Consider the following 17381-nt stretch of genomic DNA (forward strand, 5'->3'; position numbering starts at 1 on the left):
GAGCAATACCATGAGCAACGTCAGCGCTTTGCCAGTCCAGTCAGGTACGACGCCGTCGGGTAGCGGCAGCGTGCGCGACAGAGTGTCGCCGGAAGAATGGGAAGTCCGGGTCAAGCTGGCGGCAGCCTATCGGCTGGCGGCGCTCAAGCGTTGGACCGATCATATCTATACGCATTTCTCGGCACGCGTGCCGGGCCCGGACGAGCACTTTCTGATCAACGCGTTCGGGCTGCTGTTCGATGAAATCACCGCGTCCAACCTGGTCAAGGTCGATATTGACGGCACGATTGTCGATGACCCCACCGGGCTGGGTATCAACTACGCCGGTTACGTGATTCACAGTGCCATTCATGCTGCGCGCCACGACCTGCAGGCGGTGCTGCACACGCACACCCGTGACGGTATCGCCGTGTCGGCGCAGAAGGACGGCCTGCTGCCCATCTCCCAGCACTCGATTGCCTTCTCCGGCCGGGTTGCTTACCACGGCTATGAAGGCATTGCGCTGGACTTGAGTGAACGCGAACGGCTGATCGCGGACCTGGGTGACAAGAGTGTGATGATCCTGCGCAACCACGGGTTGCTGACCGGCGGGGTGAGTGTCGAGCATGCGTTTCAGCAGCTTCATGCCCTTGAGTACGCCTGCAATATTCAGATTGCGGCACAGTCGGCGGGTAACGCCGAACTTGTGTTCCCGCCGCGCGAGGTGATTGCCAAGGTGGAGCAGCAGGCAAAGGCCATCAAGGACGGCCATGCGCCGGGTGTCGCACGGCACTGGGATGCCCTGATTCGCGAGCTGGAGCGCAACGACACCGATTACAAGACGTGACCCTGCAACGCAGTGATGCGAGGCGCTTTAGGTTGGTGTAGTGTGCGCAGCCAAAACAAGGGGCGCACACATGCAAGACCTGCTGAACGAAATCCTCGATGAAGTAAGACCCTTGCTTGGTCAGGGCAAGGTAGCCGATTACATCCCGGCACTGGGCGAGGTCCGGCCAGATCAGCTGGGCATCGCGGTGTACGGCAACGATGGTCAGGTGTTCAGCGCCGGTGACGCCGAAACAGCGTTTTCGATACAGAGCATTTCCAAGGTGTTCAGCCTGGTACAAGCCATCGGTCACTCGGGCGAGGAGATCTGGCAGCGTCTCGGACACGAGCCTTCTGGCCAGCCATTCAACTCGCTGGTGCAGCTGGAGTTCGAGCAGGGCAGGCCGCGCAATCCGTTCATCAATGCCGGTGCGCTGGTGATCTGCGATATCAACCAGGCGCGGTTCGCAGCACCGTCGCTGTCGATGCGCGACTTCGTTCGACGCCTGTGCGGTAATCGGGCGATCACTTCCGACTCCAAAGTCGCCGACTCCGAATACCAGCACCGTTCGCGCAATGCCGCGGCGGCCTATCTGATGAAATCCTTCGACAATTTTCACGGCGATGTGGAAGACGTGCTGCGCAGCTACTTCCATCATTGTGCGCTGAGCATGAACTGTATCGATCTGGCCAAAGCATTCGGTTTTCTGGCTCATCAGGGCTTTTGCGCTCACAGCGGCGAGCAGATCGTCACTGCTCGGCAGGCCACCCAGGTCAACTCGATCATGGCCACCAGCGGCCTGTACGACGAGGCCGGCAACTTCGCCTATCGCGTAGGCCTGCCGGGCAAGAGCGGGGTAGGCGGTGGTATCGTTGCGATCGTGCCCGAGCGTGCTTCAGTCTGTGTGTGGTCCCCGGAGTTGAACGCAGCGGGCAATTCCCTTGTCGGTATGGCTGCGCTGGAAAAACTCAGCGCGAGGGTCGACTGGTCGGTCTTTTGAGGTGAAAAGCCTTCTGAAGTGAACCGCGCGTCGAAGCGCGAACCAGACAGGAGTCATGGATTGAATAGAAGGCTATGCAAATCGCTCATGCTGAGCGTCGGGTTGCTGATATTGGCAGGCTGTGGCACGCAGCGGGTCCAGGAGCCCGAACTGACGCCTGAACAGGCGCGCGCGCAGATCATGCGCCTGATGCCGGCGACTGCTACGGATCGCCAGGCATGGGCCACGGATATTCACGCCGCGTTTGCCGCGCAGAAGATCCCGCTGACCACCGAAAACCTGTGCTCGGTGATGGCCGTTACCGAGCAGGAATCGACCTTTCAAGTCGATCCTGCAGTGCCGGACATGGGCCACATCGCCCGCGCTGAAATCAATCGCCGCGCTGCGCGACTGCACATTCCCAATGCGCTGATCGCCACCGCGTTACGTGTTCGCTCGCCGGATGGCAAGACTTACGGCAAACGCCTCGATTCTGCGCGCACCGAAAAAGACCTCAGCGCGATCTTCGATGACTTCATCGGCATGGTGCCGCTGGGTCAGGCGTTGTTCGGCAACTTCAACCCGGTCAAGACCGGCGGGCCGATGCAGGTCAGCATCGCCTTTGCCGAGAAACACGCCGAGGATTACCCCTACACGGTCGATGGTTCGATCCGCCGCGAAGTCTTCACCCGCCGTGGCGGCATGTACTTCGGTATCGCTCACCTGCTGGGCTACCCGGTCAACTACACCCAGTCGTTGTACCGCTTTGCCGACTTCAATGCCGGTTGGTACGCCAGTCGCAATGCCGCGTTCCAGAATGCCGTGAGCCGAGCGACCGGCATCGAGCTGGCGCTGGATGGCGACCTGATCCGCTTTGACTCTACCTCGCCGGGCTCCACCGAACTGGCAGTACGCACGCTGGGCGATCGGCTGGGCATGAACAAGTCGCAGATATGGAGCCAGCTCAAGCAGGGCGACACGCTGGAATTCGAGGAGACCGATCTGTACAGCAAGGTCTTCGCCCTGGCGGACAGGGCGGCGGGCAAACCTTTGCCCAGGGCCATCCTGCCCGGCATTACCCTGAAAAGCCCGAAAATCACCCGTAACCTCACCACCGCCTGGTTTGCCGAGCGCGTCGACGACCGACGCGAACGCTGCGTGCAGCGTGCGCCCAAGTGAGGTTGAATCACCGTGACAGGAGTTTTACCGTCATCGCATCTCGCTCGCCTCCGAAAAACGTATCCAGCACCTTTTGAAACACGGGCCGCTCAGGTGCTGCGATGCTGAACAGGGTCATGCTCGAATGCAGTTTCATGTCATCCGGCGAACTGAAGATCTGTCGCGCCGAACGTTCTACCTGAGGCGCAATGATTGCGGCGCACTGTTCCAGACGCGGCCCCAGCACGGGGTGTTGCAGGTAAGCCCGCGCTTCATCGAGGTCGGTGATTGCGTAGTGTCGCGCCGTGTCGCTGCGCCCCAGCCCCTGGATCTGCGGGAACACGAACCACATCCAGTGGGAGCGTTTCTGTCCGGCTTCGAGTTCCGTCAGCACCTGCTGGAACAGCGGTTGCTGGGCATCGACAAAGCGTTGCAGGTTGTAAGCATCTTTCATGATGAGTTTCCTGTTTTTCAACGAACCTGTGGTCGTATGATGGCCGCCCGACATGGGGGTTCGACCTGTCTGAAGAGTTTTTAAGCGTATGCCGGTTTTTAAGCGTTTCATTTCGTTCATGCACCAGGCCTTGCGCGCGATGCATCTGGTCTGGACCACCTCCCGAGCGCTGTCCATCGGGCTGATCGTCGCCACGCTGATCGCCGGCCTGCTGCCCGCGCTGGCCGCCTGGCTCGGCCAGCGCATCGTCGATGCGGTGGTCGCTGCCATGCAGTTGCACGCCAGTGCGGGCGAAGCACCGTTGTGGCCGGTGCTGCGCTATGTGTTGTTCGAAGCCGGTGTGCTGGCTCTGCTCGCGGCAGCACAGCGCGGGCTTTCCGTGCAGCAGGCGTTGCTGCGGGTGCTGCTGGGGCAGAAGGTCAACACCCTGATTCTGGAGAAGGCCCAGACCCTGTCGCTGTCGCAGTTCGAAGACTCCGAGTTCTACGACAAGCTCGTGCGCGTCCGGCGTGAAGCCTCCACACGGCCGCTGGCACTGGTGACCAAATCGTTGGGGTTGTTGCAAAACCTCATTTCGCTGATCAGCTTTGCCGTGTTGCTGGTGCATTTCTCGCCTTGGGCGTTGTTGATTCTAGTGCTCGGCGCGTTGCCGGTGTTCTTTGCCGAGGCGCATTTTTCCGGCGACGCGTTCCGCCTGTTTACCCGTCGCGCTCCGGAAACCCGTCGGCAGAACTACATCGAAACACTGCTCTCCCACGAGGGCTATATCAAGGAGGTGAAGCTGTTCGGCTTCGCGCCGCTGCTGCTCAAGCGCTACCGCGACACCTTCGAGCGTCTGTATGCCGAAGACCGGCGCCTGACGGTGCGCCGTGATGGCTGGGGCTTCCTGCTCGGTCTGCTGGGCACGGCTGCGTTTTACCTGGCCTACGCCTGGGTGGTGGTCGATGCGATACACGGGCGGATCACCCTGGGGCAGATGACCATGTACCTGGTGCTGTTCAAACAGGGTCAGGCCGCGGTGAGCAGCAGTCTCAGCGCCATCAGTGGTTTGTACGAGGACGGGCTGTATCTGGCTGACCTGTATGTCTACCTCGGTCAGCCGGTTACGCCATCTGCTGGCAGCCTGACCGTGGGCGCGCATCCCGGTGATGGCATGCGCTTCGAGAACGTCAGTTTCACTTATCCGGGGACCAGCCGTCCGGCACTTGAAAATATCGATCTGCACCTGGCGCCGGGGCGCAGCGTGGCCCTGGTGGGCGAGAACGGCTCGGGAAAAACCACCCTGATCAAGCTGCTGACGCGTCTCTACCAACCCGATCAAGGCCGCATTCTGCTGGACGGCAGCGACCTGCAGGAGTGGGACGAAGACGCTTTGCGCTCGCGCATCGGGGTGATTTTTCAGGACTTCATTCGCTATCAGTTTCAGGTCGGCGAGAACCTCGGCGTTGGCGACACTCAGGCCTTCCATGATGAAGGCCGTTGGCGCGACGCGGCGGCGCAGGGCATGGCCGCGCAGTTCATCGAACAACTCGACAAAGGCTACGCCACACAATTGGGTCGCTGGTTTGCGGGAGGTCAGGAACTGTCCGGTGGGCAGTGGCAGAAAATCGCCTTGTCACGCGCTTACATGCGCCGCGACGCCGATATCCTGATTCTCGACGAGCCGACTGCCGCCCTGGATGCCGGGGCAGAAGCGGCGGTATTCGAACATTTTCGCGAGTACGCCAAAGGGCGCATGACGCTGCTCATATCGCATCGGTTTTCCAGCGTGCGCAACGCCGAACACATCGTGGTGCTGGAGCACGGGCGGGTGTTGGAACGCGGTGATCATGACAGCCTGATCGCCGCCGCAGGGCGCTACGCCGCGCTATTCGATCTGCAGGCGCAGGGTTATCGCTAGGTAAAACCGCATAAAAAGTGTTGCAGTGAATGACCAGTCAGCGTTTTATGGGAGCCCTGTTTCAAGCTGTATCTTTTTGAATCAAACGGAGACATCGATGCAATTTCGTAAATTGGGCAAAACCGATCTGTCGGTCAGCGCGATCTGTCTGGGCACCATGACCTGGGGCGAGCAGAACACCCAGGATGAAGCATTCGAACAGATTCGTATGGCCAAGGATGCCAAGGTCAACTTCCTCGACACGGCAGAAATGTACCCGGTGCCGCCGCGTGGCGAGACCTACACCAAGACCGAAAGCATCATCGGCGAGTACTTCAAGAAGTACGGCGACCGCAACGACTGGGTACTGGCCAGCAAGGTCGCCGGTCCAGGTCGGATGGATCACATCCGCGATGGCAATCCGCGCCTCGACCGCAAAAACATCACTGCGGCGCTGGAAGCCAGCCTCAAGCGTCTGAACACCGATTACCTGGACCTGTACCAGTTGCACTGGCCGGATCGCAAGACCAACTTCTTCGGCGTGCTCGGTTACACCCACGACCCGGATGATCAGGCCGTCGAAATCGAAGAAACCCTGTCGGTACTGGCCGATCTGGTCAAGGCGGGCAAGATTCGTCACTTCGGCCTGTCCAACGAAACGCCGTGGGGCACTCAGCGTTTTCTGCACCTGGCCGAAACCCTCGATTTGCCACGTGCCGTCTCCATCCAGAACCCCTACAACCTGCTTAACCGCACCTTTGAAGTCGGTCTGGCGGAAATCGCCATTCGCGAACAGATTGGCCTGCTGGCGTACTCGCCACTGGCGTTCGGTGTGCTGGCGGGCAAGTACCTGGACGGTGCACGTCCGGCCGATGGCCGTCTGACCCTGTTCGAGCGTTTCCAGCGCTACAACAACCCGCAGGCCGTCACCGCCACGGCCAAGTACGTAGCGCTGGCTCGCGAGCATGGTCTGGATCCTTCGCAGATGGCGCTGGCCTACGTGACCAGCCGTCCGTTCGTGACCAGCAACATCATTGGTGCCACGAAACTGGACCAACTGAAGATCAATCTGCAGAGCATCGACGTCACGCTGTCCGATGAAGTCATCGCCGGTATCGAAGCCATTCACACCTCGCAGCCCAACCCTGCGCCATAACCTGCACTGAACTTAATTTCAGCCTCGCCAGTCAGCACTAGTACGCTTACTCCGAGGCTGAAATTGATGCACATCTCACTCAAGCAACAAGTCGCAATCGTTACCGGCGCCAGTTCCGGTCTGGGCGCAGGCGCTGCACGCGGGCTGGCAGAGGCCGGTGCCGCCGTGGTGATCAACTACAACTCCAAACCTGAACCTGCCGAGAAGCTGGCCGAAGAGATTCGTGCGGCCGGGGGCAAGGCGCTGGCTGTGGGGGCCGACGTTTCGAAAGAAGAAGACGTCGAGCGGCTGTTTGCACAGACCATCGAACATTTCGGCGCGCTGGACATTCTGGTCGCCAATTCCGGCTTGCAAAAGGACGCGTCGATCGTCGACATGTCCCTCGAAGACTGGAATACCGTCATCAACGTCAACCTGACCGGGCAGTTTCTCTGCGCCCGCGCGGCACTGCGCCAGTTCATCAAGCAGGGCATGCGCCCTGAAGTGTCACGGGCCATGGGCAAGATCATTCACATGAGCTCCGTGCATCAGCTGATTCCATGGGCCGGGCATGTCAATTACGCAGCGTCCAAGGGCGGCGTCGACCTGTTGATGCGCAGCATCGCCCAGGAAGTCGGCGAGCTGAAGATTCGCGTCAACAGCGTTGCTCCCGGTGCCATCCGCACGCCGATCAATGCCGATGCACGCAAGGGCGACGCCGAGAAGGAAATGCTCAAACTGATCCCTTATGGTCGTATTGGCGAGCCGGAAGATGTTGCCAATGCGGTGCTCTGGCTGGCGTCCGATGCCTCGGATTATGTGCACGGCACCACCCTGTTCATCGATGGGGGCATGACCCTCTATCCGGAGTTCCGTGGCAATGGCTGACTTTCCCGCAGAGGCGCAAAACCGTATCGAGGATCACGGCATCATCGGCGACATGCGCAGTGCTGCGCTGATTGCCAACACCGGCAGTATCGATTTCTGCTGCTGGCCTGACTTCGACAGCCCGTCGATTTTCACTGCGCTGCTGGACACGCCCGACGCCGGGATCTTTCAGCTGGCGCCCGATCTACCTGACGCCAGGCGGCTGCAGATCTATCTGCCGGATACCAACGTCCTGCAAACCCGCTGGATTTCCGAGGACGCGGTGGTGGAAGTCACCGACCTGATGCCGATCGGCGAGGATCAGGATGATCTGCCGCGCATCGTGCGCCGCGTTCAGGTGCGCTTTGGCGAGGCCACGCTGCGCATGCGCTGTCGGGTGCGCATGGATTACAGCCGTGCCGACACCACCGCGCGGGTCGATGGTCAGGACATCTGTTTCGAAGCCGCCTGGCAACCGGGCATGCGTTTGTCGGCGACGACACCGTTGCGTCTTGAGCAGCACGACGCCGTGGCCGAATTTCATATGCACAAGGGCCAGACCATCGAGTTCATCCTCGGCGGAATCGATGATTCGAATGTCGCTGCTGGCCGGTGCTCGCGTTATTTCGATGACACCTTGAAGTTCTGGCGGCGCTGGTCCGGGCAGTCGCACTACACCGGGCGCTGGCGTGAAATGGTCACTCGCTCGGCGCTGGCGCTCAAGCTGCTGACCTCGCGCAAGCACGGCGGCATCGTTGCCGCCGCGACGTTCGGTCTGCCGGAAACCGAGGGCGGTGAGCGCAACTGGGATTACCGCTACACCTGGATACGTGACGCGTCGTTCACCGTGTATGCGTTCATGCGTCTGGGGTACACCGATGAAGCCAATGCCTTCATGAGCTGGGTGCGCGGGCGACTGGATGACTGCTGCGAACAGACCGAGAAGCTCGGCATTCTCTATGCGCTGGATGGCCACGCTGAGCTGCCGGAAGAGCATCTCGATCACCTGTCCGGTTACGGCGGTGCGCAGCCGGTACGCATTGGCAACGAAGCGTACAAGCAGGTTCAGCTGGACATCTACGGCGAGCTGATGGACGCCGTTTACCTGGCCAACAAATACGGCGATGCCATCTCCCATGACGGCTGGCAGCACGTGGTGCGCCAGGTCGACTATGTGTGCGAGCACTGGAACGACCGGGACGTGGGCATCTGGGAAATGCGCGGCGGCGACCAGCACTTCCTGCACTCGCGGCTGATGTGCTGGGTGGCCCTGGACCGGGCTCTGCGCCTGGCCTTCAAGCGTTCGCTGTCGGGGCCGTTCGAGCGTTGGACCAAGGTGCGCGAGGAGATCCACAACGATATCTGGGAGAACTTCTGGAACGACGACCTGGGGCACTTCGTGCAGCACAAGGGCAGCCGCAATCTGGATGCCTCGATGTTGCTGATGCCACTGGTGCGCTTCGTCGGCGCCAACGATCCCAAGTGGCTGGCGACGCTGGATGCCATCGAGGGCGCGTTGGTGCGTGACGGGATGGTGTTCCGTTACCGCAACGACGACGATCATGATGACGGCCTGGCAGGTGAGGAGGGCGCCTTCGTGGCCTGCTCGTTCTGGTACGTCGAATGTCTGGCCCGCGCCGGTCGGGTCGAACAGGCGCACCTGGAGTTCGAGCAACTGCTGCGTTACGCCAATCCGCTGGGCTTGTACGCCGAAGAGTTCGACGCGCATGCTCATCACCTCGGCAATACGCCTCAGGCCCTGAGCCATCTGGCGCTGATCAGTGCGGCCAGCTTTCTGGACCGCAAACTGGGCGGCGGGCAGGCGCTCTGGCAGCCTTGACACGGTGAACAAACGGATCATGAAGGGACGTTCAACGCTTCAGCCATGATTCGTTTCACTCGGCGTGCAATGAATACCCCACTGGCTGTTCTTCAAGTCGGTGGTCTTGCGCCACAGTCGCGCAATAACTCAACCGCGGCAGATAAACGCCGTTGCTGCGCATGGCTGCCCGAATCGCCACGTCGTCATCACAGGTCGCCAGCGTGCGTCCGGCAAGCAGCCCGATCGCTTGCGCCGAACGCATCGCGCCCATCGGTGTCCAGTCGGCAATGATCAACGCACCTTTGGGCACTACCGGCTCGTAGGCGCGCACGAAATGCTCAGCGGACCGGTCGCGCAGGTAGGGCACCATAAAGTAGCGAATATCGTCACGATAGGGCAGCTGCTCCTTGTGCGCCGGAAGGGTGATAACCCCGTTGGCGTAGAGTGAATACGTCAGCAGGACGGCTGCCGGTGCCGACAATGCCGAGAGATTGAGCAACGTGCCGCGTGCCGCTGTGCGGGGCAGGATACGCCGCAACTGAATCATGCCGAGGATCGTCAGTATCGCTGCACCGGGCAGAAAAAAGGTAAAGCGGTCGGTCACATTGTAGGAAATGGCGAACACCAGATTCAGCAGCGCGGCGCTCCATAACAAGCGCGGCCGGCTTCCCCTGGGAAACAGCAGCAGCCCCGCCAGTTGCGGCCCGATCAGCGACAGCAGCAACAGCGCGACCGCGCTCTTCTCCTCGAGGAGTTTGTCGAAACGCAACAGACTGCCTTCCCACTCCGGCCCTGCAACGGTCGCGCTGGCCCCGGTCATGTAACGATGCGCAATATCCAGCAGGCCCATCCCGGCGTTCAGGTCATTGATTACCGCAACAGCGGCCGCCGCGAAACCAAGCATGAAGCCGGGCAGGGTGATCAATACTCGCGCCTTGTGCTGAAACAGCAGGTGCAGGTAAAGCGGCAGCAGAACCACGAACGTCAGTTGATGAACCGAGGCCGCCAGCCCGGTGAGGACGCCAATCGCGAAGAGTTTTTTCAGCGGCGTCAAAACGGGACTGTCATTGAAATACAGCGCATAGGCCAGTAGCACGAGCAGCGTGTGCAACAGGTAGACCTCAGCCTTGGTCGACACCCAGAACACGCCATGGGTCAGTGTTGTCGCCGCGGCAGCGAGCAGCGCCTGGCGTGCACCCGCGCCAACGCTCTGCGCCAATCGGTAGACCACCCAAGCCAGCGGCAGAAGAAGCACCGAATTCAGCAGGCTGAGCGAGCGTGCACCGAACAGGTTGAAAAAAATCGTATTGAACAGCTGATAAAACGGATGCTCAAGTGGCCCGAGCGACTGGCTGAAATACTGACCCTCATGGGCGTTGGCCAGGAACATGCCATTGTCCATCCATTGCACCGGACCACTGGAGGCCAGAAAGCTCGCCGTGATGGCGGCACCTAGCAAAAACAGGGGGATACACATCGATGTGCGCGAATCGAGTGGCATTGAACCGCTCCTCCGTGAGATGAACAAAAATGTCGAGCGTCTGTGTTACGGCCTCAGGGCTGAGGAGTCGGTGCGGGTACCGCGCCGGTAAAGCGCGAGAGCATCACGGCGCCGATGGCCACCGCAAACCACAGGGTCGCCAGACGTATCAGCAATGTCGCAGCAATCGCATCGGCCCCCGGCATGCCCTTGAACATCAGCAGTCCGACCATCACCGCTTCGGCGCTGCCCAGGCCGCCCGGCATGAAGCTCAAGGCCCCCGCGAGCATCGCCAGTGCATAGGTAAATACGGCAAAGGTCAGCGGGATCTGCGCGCCCATCCAGCCAAGCATCCAGTAAAACGCCAGTGCCTCGGCGCTCCAGGCCAGCAAACTGAGCAGGCTGGCGGTCAGCAGCACGTTGCCATGCAGGCACTGGCGAGCGGCAAGCAGCACGTTGAACAACTGCTGCCACAGGCTGCTGACTCGCGTGTTTTTTGTGGGCAGTGAAACCTGTAAACGCTCCAGCAAGTGACGGCGAGACAGCACCAGCGAACCCGTCAGAACCAGTGCCAGACCGAGCAGGATCATCGGCTGCGCCTGCGGATACCACGACAGTCCGAACAGCGTGAGCAGTACGATGGCCAGCAGATCGGAAAGACGCTCGCTGACAAACGCGGCAAAGCTTTGCGGGTACGGCACGCCCAGCGGCCTGAGCAATACGCCACGCAGCGCTTCACCGGCCTTGCCGGGAGTCGTGGTCAGGGCGAAGCCAGCCAGATAGATCCGCAGGCTTTTTCGCCAGGCCAACGGATGCCCCAACACTGAAAGGTAGAGCTGCCAGCGGACGAAGCGCAGCGCGTAGTTGATTGCAGACATCAACAACGCCACGCCGATGCCGAGCAGCCCGACCTTGCCCGTCGCTGCGCTGACCGCCTGCCAGCCGCCCCACAGCGAGAAACCCAGATACCCCATGGCCGAGAAGACGATCGACAGAAGCACTGCCCGATAGCGCCATCCGGACAGCAACAGCGAGCCGGTCACAGGTTGAGCCTTTTGAACAATGGCTGCGGGATCGAGCGAATCACCCACATGATCCATGCCCAGAAGCCGGGCGCGTAAAGGCTTGTTGATTGGCGTGCGATGCCATTGACGATGCGTTCGGCAACGTCTGCCGGTTGTGCCACCAGCCAGGCCGGCAGTGGCAGACCCCGGGTCATGGGCGTGTCGACAAAGCCTGGCTTTATGGTCACTACGTGTACGCCCAGCTTGAACATCCGCGCCTGTAACCCGTCGCAGAACGTCGAGACGGCAGCTTTGGCCGAGCCGTACAGATAATTGGAAGGCCGTCCGCGATCCCCCGCGACCGAGGAAATCACCGCCAGTGTGCCGCAACGCTGGACCTCGAAATGCTTGCCCAACACGATTAGCAAGGCAATCACCGATGCACCATTGGTGATGAATTCCTGCACAGCCAGCCCTGCGTTTTGCTCGCAGGCCTTCTGATCGGGCAAGGTGCCGTGAGCCAGAAGCACGATATCTATCTGCCCAAGTGCAGCCAGGCAATCGGCCAGCATCGCCGGGTGCGCCGAGAAGTGCGTGACGTCCATTTGATAGGTGTCTACGTGTCCGGCACCGCGGGCCCTGAGGTCGGCGGCATTACCCGCGAGCTTGTCCGTATTGCGCGCGACCAGGAAAAAATCGCAGCCTTGCGCAGCCCAGCGTCGGGCACAGGCATGGGCGATGGTTGATGTAGCGCCAATGATCAGAATCTTTTTCATGACATCACTCGTTTCCAGAAGCGGGACATCAAAGAGGGGTCGCGCAGGGCTTCCAGTTGTTCCCACGCCGGATAGGCCTGACGGAAGTCGCTGCCGCTCATGTGTGCATCCTTGGCCGGGTACAGTCGTCCACCCGCATCACGGACGATGGCATCCAGACGCGGGAACAGTGACTCGGCCAGATCGCGCGTTTGCGCAAAGTCCAGTGCCAGCGAGGTGCCCTGCATCGGAAAAGACAGCAGCCCCGGCGAGACGATGTCACCGCAGCGCTTGAGCACTGCGAGGAATGATCCCTGTCCCGAGGCTGCGATGGCATCGAGCAGCAGCTGCATGGCCTGGGGTGCGCAGTGCTCGGGAATCACGCACTGGTATTGCTGAAACCCCTTGCGACCATAAAGACGATTCCAGTGCAGCATTCGATCCAGCGGGTAGAAGAACGCCTCGCAGGTGGTGCGGCGGGGCGTTGGCAGGTCTGAATGCGCGTGCCAGTACAGAGAATTGAACGCACGCAAGGACAGGCTGTTGACCAGCGACACCGGAGGCGTGAACGGCACGCTCAGGCGATTGCGCGCCTCAACCGACAGTGACCCATAACGGGCGTGGTTGCCGACGATGTAAACCCCGCGGCCGCTATGGGCGCCGCGGGCCAGGCAGTCGATCCAGGCGACGCTGTATTCATGCTGCGCATCCAGCTCTTGCGACAGCGTAAAGAACTCCGCCAGATTGGCGAAGCGCACTGCCGTACTGTCGATCTGGGCGCTGCGGATCGGCATCAGCTGCAGCTCGACCCAGCTGATAACGCCAGTAAGACCGAGGCCGCCGATGCTGGCGGCGAAAAAACGGGGATTGTCCACGGCCGAGCAGATCATGGGCGGCTCGCCGTGACGGATCAGCTCGAAACGCCTGACATGACAGCCAAAGGTGCCGCGCCGATGATGGTTCTTGCCGTGCACATCATTGGCCAGCGCGCCGCCTATCGTCACGTACTGTGTGCCAGGCGTGACCGGTAGAAACCAGCCGTGCGGGATCGCTGCCGCGAGCAGTTGCGACAGTGTCATGCCCGCTTCCAGTTGCACCACACCGCGCTGCCAGTCGGCAGCAATGAAGCGACCCAGCCCGCGCATGTCCAGTACGTGATCGCTGCTGGCCAGACAGCTGTCGCCGTAGCTGCGGCCGTTGCCGAAGGGCAGGCTGGTGTGATGGCGTGCAACGGTTTGCGAGATGTGCGCGGGCAATCGTTTTATCGAATCACATTCGTGACCCTGCTGGGCAACCTGCGGGTAACGGCCCCAGGAGTAAAGAGGCCCGCTCATGCTGCGACCCAGAACACCAGCAGGAACAGCAAGCCGATCCCCTGGCTGATCCGGTCGCGAATCGCGAAAACCACCGGATCCTCGTTCATTTCACCGCGATGGGTGAGCATCCAGATCCGGGTGATCCAGAACAACAGCAATGGGCAGGCCAGCCAGATAACGTGCGGGTGGTGATACAAAGCCACCGTCGCACCCTCATGGATGTAAAGCGCCAGCACCATCACTGCCAGATTGCCTGACGAGGCCCCCAATGAAGCGATCATGTCCAGATCGCCCGGGTAGTAACCACGGCCAGCCGTCTTGCCTGTTACAGCGCGCAGTCGTGCTTCGCGCAGTTCGGCATAGCGCTTGACCAGCGCAAGGCTGAGAAACAGAAACATCGAAAACGCTAGAATCCAGAACGTCAGTGGCAATTGAAACGCGGCAGCACCGGCCAGAATACGCGTGGTATAGAGCATCGCCAGAACGATGACGTCGACGGCCATGTGGCGCTTGAGGTAAAGCGAATAAACCAGCGTCAGCAGGTAATAGGCTGCCAGCACCGCCGAAAATTGCCACGGCAATCCTGTTGCCGCAGCGGAGAAGGCTGCGGCGAGCAACAGCGGTATGACCAGCAGGCCGGATTTTATCGACAGCGCACCACTGGCGAACGGGCGCTCGCGCTTGCTTCTGTGGTGGCGGTCGTCTGCCAGGTCAAGGAGGTCGTTGAGCAGGTATACACTGGATGCGCACAGCCCGAAACACAGAAAGGCCAGCAAACCGTCGAGCAGCAACTGCGTGTTCTGGACCTGATGAGCAGCCAGCAGGGGCATAAAAATCAGCGCATTCTTCAGCCATTGGTGCAGGCGCAGCGCCTTGCGCCAGGCGCTGGTCCCGGACGCTGCCGATTGGATAACCTGCTCGACGTTGCCTTGTGCCCGCGCCTTGCGCTCCACACCGGCAAGCGGGCTGGCGACGATGGCCTTGCGTGAGACACCCCAGATGCACAGATCGTCCCGGGAATTGCCGATGTAATCGAAGCCCTGCTCACCATAATGGCTAACCAGCAAATCGCGTTTGCGATGCGCCGAAAGGTTGGTTGTACCGTCCGAGGCCCACACCTGATCGAACAGTTGCAGGTGTGCCGCGATCCGGTTGGCGAGGGTTTCGTGGGAGGCGGTAGCCAGAATCACGCTTCTACCGGTTTGCCGCTCGGTCTGAATGTAATCAATGACGTCAGCGTTGAACGGCAGTAACGCTACGTCAATCTCGGTACCCAGCGCCAGGCCTTGCTTGAGATACGCCTTGCCCTGCAGCAGCCAGGTGAAAAGACTGAATAGCTTTAACGGATGATTACGGATAAACGCCACTGCGGTTTCAAACAGCATGTCAGATCGCAGCAATGTTCCGTCGAGGTCGACAACCAGCGGTGTATGAACCTCAAGAATTCTTCCTTGACTACCGGGCATGAATAGTTGCTCCTGTGAACGTGAGCGCACTATGGAACGAAAACGGACATTCGCCACTTCAATAAAGTTAAACGCTGTTCATAATTGAGCCGTGCCGATGGCGTCAGAAAAATCAGCTGTTTGACACTATTCGCCACACAACGGCTATTGATCCGTTATTCGATCAAAGACCGGAATCTGGCGGTGGCAACGGTGATGGCTGGCGAGTCCCGCGCGACCCATCGCGATCTGGCCGAGGCAGTGCGCTTCCGGCGATTCTTTGCCGATCGATATCAGCGACTCCGCTTGACCCGTTGCAGATCCCGGCCCCGCGCGGACTGCGCTTGAGGTGTTCATTGGTCGCAGACATCAAAAAAATAATGAATTTCTTCGCCATGAATAGAGTCACCTATACTTCAAGTCACTGCTGAAAAAAGGATCAGGCTTTCAATGGCACTTCCAAAGCATTACCGCATTGATTATCTGCTAAATGGTTCGTTCAAGAGTTTTTATATACGAACCGAGAATATGGACAACGCTCAAGCATGGCACTGTGCAAGTGTCGATGCAGGCCTCGCACGCATACCTAAATATAGATTGGAGAAGGTTGCTCGCGTATCCAAACCTTACGCCGAGCACTTTGGTGTCACCAACGTTGAGTGGGCTCAGGCCTGAGCCCACTCAACCCTGCACTCGTCAGCGGTGAGCGATCTGCTCCAGCGCAAGATTGCGTGTGCGCGGCCCGAACCGGCCGATGGTGACGATCACGATCAACATGCTGCCGACAATGAAGGCCAGTACGCCCGGCGTGCCGAAGTGGTCGAGAAATATCCCGATCAGCAGGCTGCTGAACACCGTCGACAGTCGGCTGAACGAGTAGCAGAAGCCTACCGCGCGAGCGCGGATATTGGTCGGGAACAGCTCGCCCTGGTACGAGTGATAGCTGAAGCTCAGCCATGCGTTGCAGAACGTGATCATGATCCCGCAGAAAATCAGTCCTGCCGCGCTGGTCTGGAACGCGAACAGGCTGCCGAAGATCATGGCCCCTAATGCGGAACCGACGATTTGCCACTTGTTCTCGAAGCGGTTGGCGAACTTCACGAACAGCAACGGCCCCAGCGGATAAGCCAGGGTAATCACGAACGCATACGCCAGGCTGTGGGTGACGCTCAGGCCCTGACCAGAGAGCAGGGCGGGCAACCAGTTGCCGAAGCCAAAGAAACCGATGGCCTGAAAAACGTGAAAGACGATCAGCATCAAGGCGCGACGACGATAGGGCGGTTGCCACATGTCGGCAAATCGGCCTTTGCCTGACAGGGCCACGTTGTCCGGTTCAGGCTCATCCAGTGGTTTGCCGTGGTCCTTGATGCAGCGCGCCTCGATTCCGTCCAGAACTCGCTCGGCTTCATCGAAGCGTCCCTGCTGCGCCAGCCAGCGCGGCGATTCCGGCAGCGCCGAGCGCAACCACCAGACGAACAAGGCAAAGACTGCACTGCTGATCACTACCCAGCGCCAGCCGGAAAAACCGAAAGGGTCCTGGGGCACCAGCCACCATGACATCAGCGCGACGCTGGGGACTGACAAAAACTGAATGAAGAAAGCGAAGGCGAACGCCGAACTGCGTATGCGCTTAGGCACCAGCTCTGACAGGTAGGTGTCGATGGTGACCAATTCGACGCCCAGGCCAATACCCACGACGAAGCGCATGCCAATCACGCCCAGTGCAGAGGTCTGCAGGCCCATGATCACAGTGGCAACGGTGTACCAGATCAGCGCGAAGGTGAAGATCGCGCGGCGTCCGTAGCGATCAGCAATCGGGCTGACGAGGCTGGCACCGAAGAACAGGCCCAGAAAAGTCGCCGAGGCAAAGGCCGCCTGATCGGAGAAGCCGAACAGGCCCTGACTGCCCGTGGCGAAGACTCCTTCGCGGATCAGGCCGGGGCTGATGTAGGCGGTCTGGAACAGGTCGTAAAGCTCGAAAAAACCGGCGATGGACAGCAGCGCGACCAGTCGCCAGATGGTCGCGACAGCAGGCAGTCTGTCAATGCGCGCCGAGATATACGCTGCCCGCAACGGCTCGTTCGCGGCTGCCTCGGTATGAGGTAATGAGTTCATGGATGGCCATCCTGAGTTCTTGTTGAGGCCTGGATACTACTCCTTACAAGTTGTAATCAATGGTCTTTTAATGCGGTTATTGAGGTTTAAAAGATGAAAAATTGTTCACAGGATTAGTTTTTCGATTTTTTATATCGGATCCATTAGAGCGCTAGTGTCACTTGGTG

15 protein-coding genes are annotated in these 17381 nt (G+C 60.1%); 8 read left to right on the forward strand and 7 right to left on the reverse strand.

Annotated elements, in window-relative coordinates:
* Window positions 1–10 precede the first annotated feature (10 nt).
* The 3 genes from V476_RS22680 to V476_RS22690 all read left to right on the forward strand — a co-directional run bounded on the left by V476_RS22680 (window position 11) and on the right by V476_RS22690 (window position 2963).
* On the forward strand, window positions 11–826 hold the full coding sequence (locus V476_RS22680) for a class II aldolase/adducin family protein (RefSeq protein ID WP_024961321.1): 816 nt from the start codon (window positions 11–13) through the stop codon (window positions 824–826).
* 70 nt (window positions 827–896) lie between these two features.
* Entirely contained in the window at window positions 897–1805 is a 909-nt protein-coding gene (gene glsB, locus V476_RS22685) for a glutaminase B (RefSeq protein ID WP_003424029.1), read from the forward strand.
* Between the two features lie 87 nt (window positions 1806–1892).
* Window positions 1893–2963, forward strand: a complete 1071-nt coding sequence (locus V476_RS22690) for a DUF1615 domain-containing protein (RefSeq protein WP_003317857.1) — start codon at window positions 1893–1895, stop codon at window positions 2961–2963.
* A 7-nt stretch (window positions 2964–2970) separates the two neighbouring features.
* On the opposite strand, the gene V476_RS22695 is transcribed toward V476_RS22690, so the two are convergent.
* Window positions 2971–3396 (reverse strand): DUF1810 domain-containing protein, encoded by a 426-nt coding sequence (locus V476_RS22695; protein WP_003348499.1) that lies wholly within the window; start codon window positions 3394–3396, stop codon window positions 2971–2973.
* Window positions 3397–3484: 88 nt separating this feature from the next.
* On the opposite strand from V476_RS22695, the gene V476_RS22700 reads away from it, so the two are divergent.
* From V476_RS22700 to V476_RS22715, 4 genes are all read left to right on the forward strand, one after another.
* A complete protein-coding gene (locus V476_RS22700; RefSeq protein WP_024961322.1) occupies window positions 3485–5296 on the forward strand; it encodes an ABC transporter ATP-binding protein in 1812 nt (603 codons plus the stop codon).
* Window positions 5297–5393: 97 nt separating this feature from the next.
* The gene (locus V476_RS22705; protein WP_024961323.1) at window positions 5394–6431 is read left to right on the forward strand and encodes an NADP(H)-dependent aldo-keto reductase; all 1038 of its coding nucleotides are present in this window, start codon (window positions 5394–5396) and stop codon (window positions 6429–6431) included.
* A 66-nt stretch (window positions 6432–6497) separates the two neighbouring features.
* Window positions 6498–7298 (forward strand): SDR family oxidoreductase, encoded by an 801-nt coding sequence (locus tag V476_RS22710; RefSeq protein WP_024961324.1) that lies wholly within the window; start codon window positions 6498–6500, stop codon window positions 7296–7298.
* Window positions 7291–9117, forward strand: a complete 1827-nt coding sequence (locus tag V476_RS22715; RefSeq protein WP_024961325.1) for a glycoside hydrolase family 15 protein — start codon at window positions 7291–7293, stop codon at window positions 9115–9117. Before V476_RS22710 ends, V476_RS22715 begins: the two co-directional genes overlap by 8 nt.
* Window positions 9118–9172: 55 nt before the next feature.
* Here V476_RS22715 and V476_RS22720 read toward each other — a convergent pair whose 3' ends face one another.
* The 5 genes from V476_RS22720 to V476_RS22740 are packed head-to-tail and all read right to left on the reverse strand — an operon-like array spanning window position 9173 to window position 15120.
* Window positions 9173–10600, reverse strand: a complete 1428-nt coding sequence (locus V476_RS22720; protein ID WP_024961326.1) for a glycosyltransferase family 39 protein — start codon at window positions 10598–10600, stop codon at window positions 9173–9175.
* Window positions 10601–10653: 53 nt separating this feature from the next.
* Window positions 10654–11622: a lysylphosphatidylglycerol synthase transmembrane domain-containing protein gene (locus tag V476_RS22725; RefSeq protein ID WP_024961327.1), complete on the reverse strand. Its 969-nt coding sequence runs from the start codon at window positions 11620–11622 to the stop codon at window positions 10654–10656.
* The gene (locus tag V476_RS22730) at window positions 11619–12359 is read right to left on the reverse strand and encodes an SDR family oxidoreductase (protein WP_024961328.1); all 741 of its coding nucleotides are present in this window, start codon (window positions 12357–12359) and stop codon (window positions 11619–11621) included. Before V476_RS22730 ends, V476_RS22725 begins: the two co-directional genes overlap by 4 nt.
* The gene (locus tag V476_RS22735) at window positions 12356–13672 is read right to left on the reverse strand and encodes an FAD-binding oxidoreductase (RefSeq protein WP_024961329.1); all 1317 of its coding nucleotides are present in this window, start codon (window positions 13670–13672) and stop codon (window positions 12356–12358) included. Before V476_RS22735 ends, V476_RS22730 begins: the two co-directional genes overlap by 4 nt.
* On the reverse strand, window positions 13669–15120 hold the full coding sequence (locus tag V476_RS22740; RefSeq protein ID WP_024961330.1) for a UbiA family prenyltransferase: 1452 nt from the start codon (window positions 15118–15120) through the stop codon (window positions 13669–13671). The genes V476_RS22735 and V476_RS22740 overlap by 4 nt, the downstream gene beginning before the upstream one ends.
* A 429-nt stretch (window positions 15121–15549) precedes the next feature.
* Here V476_RS22740 and V476_RS22745 point away from each other — a divergent pair, with 429 nt between their 5' ends.
* Window positions 15550–15774, forward strand: a complete 225-nt coding sequence (locus V476_RS22745; RefSeq protein WP_003349366.1) for a DUF6555 family protein — start codon at window positions 15550–15552, stop codon at window positions 15772–15774.
* 21 nt (window positions 15775–15795) lie between these two features.
* On the opposite strand, the gene V476_RS22750 is transcribed toward V476_RS22745, so the two are convergent.
* On the reverse strand, window positions 15796–17214 hold the full coding sequence (locus V476_RS22750) for an MFS transporter (protein ID WP_024961331.1): 1419 nt from the start codon (window positions 17212–17214) through the stop codon (window positions 15796–15798).
* Window positions 17215–17381: the final 167 nt, after the last annotated feature.

Source organism: Pseudomonas syringae KCTC 12500 (genome assembly GCF_000507185.2).
In the GTDB taxonomy this organism is placed as follows: Bacteria; Pseudomonadota; Gammaproteobacteria; order Pseudomonadales; family Pseudomonadaceae; genus Aquipseudomonas; species Aquipseudomonas syringae.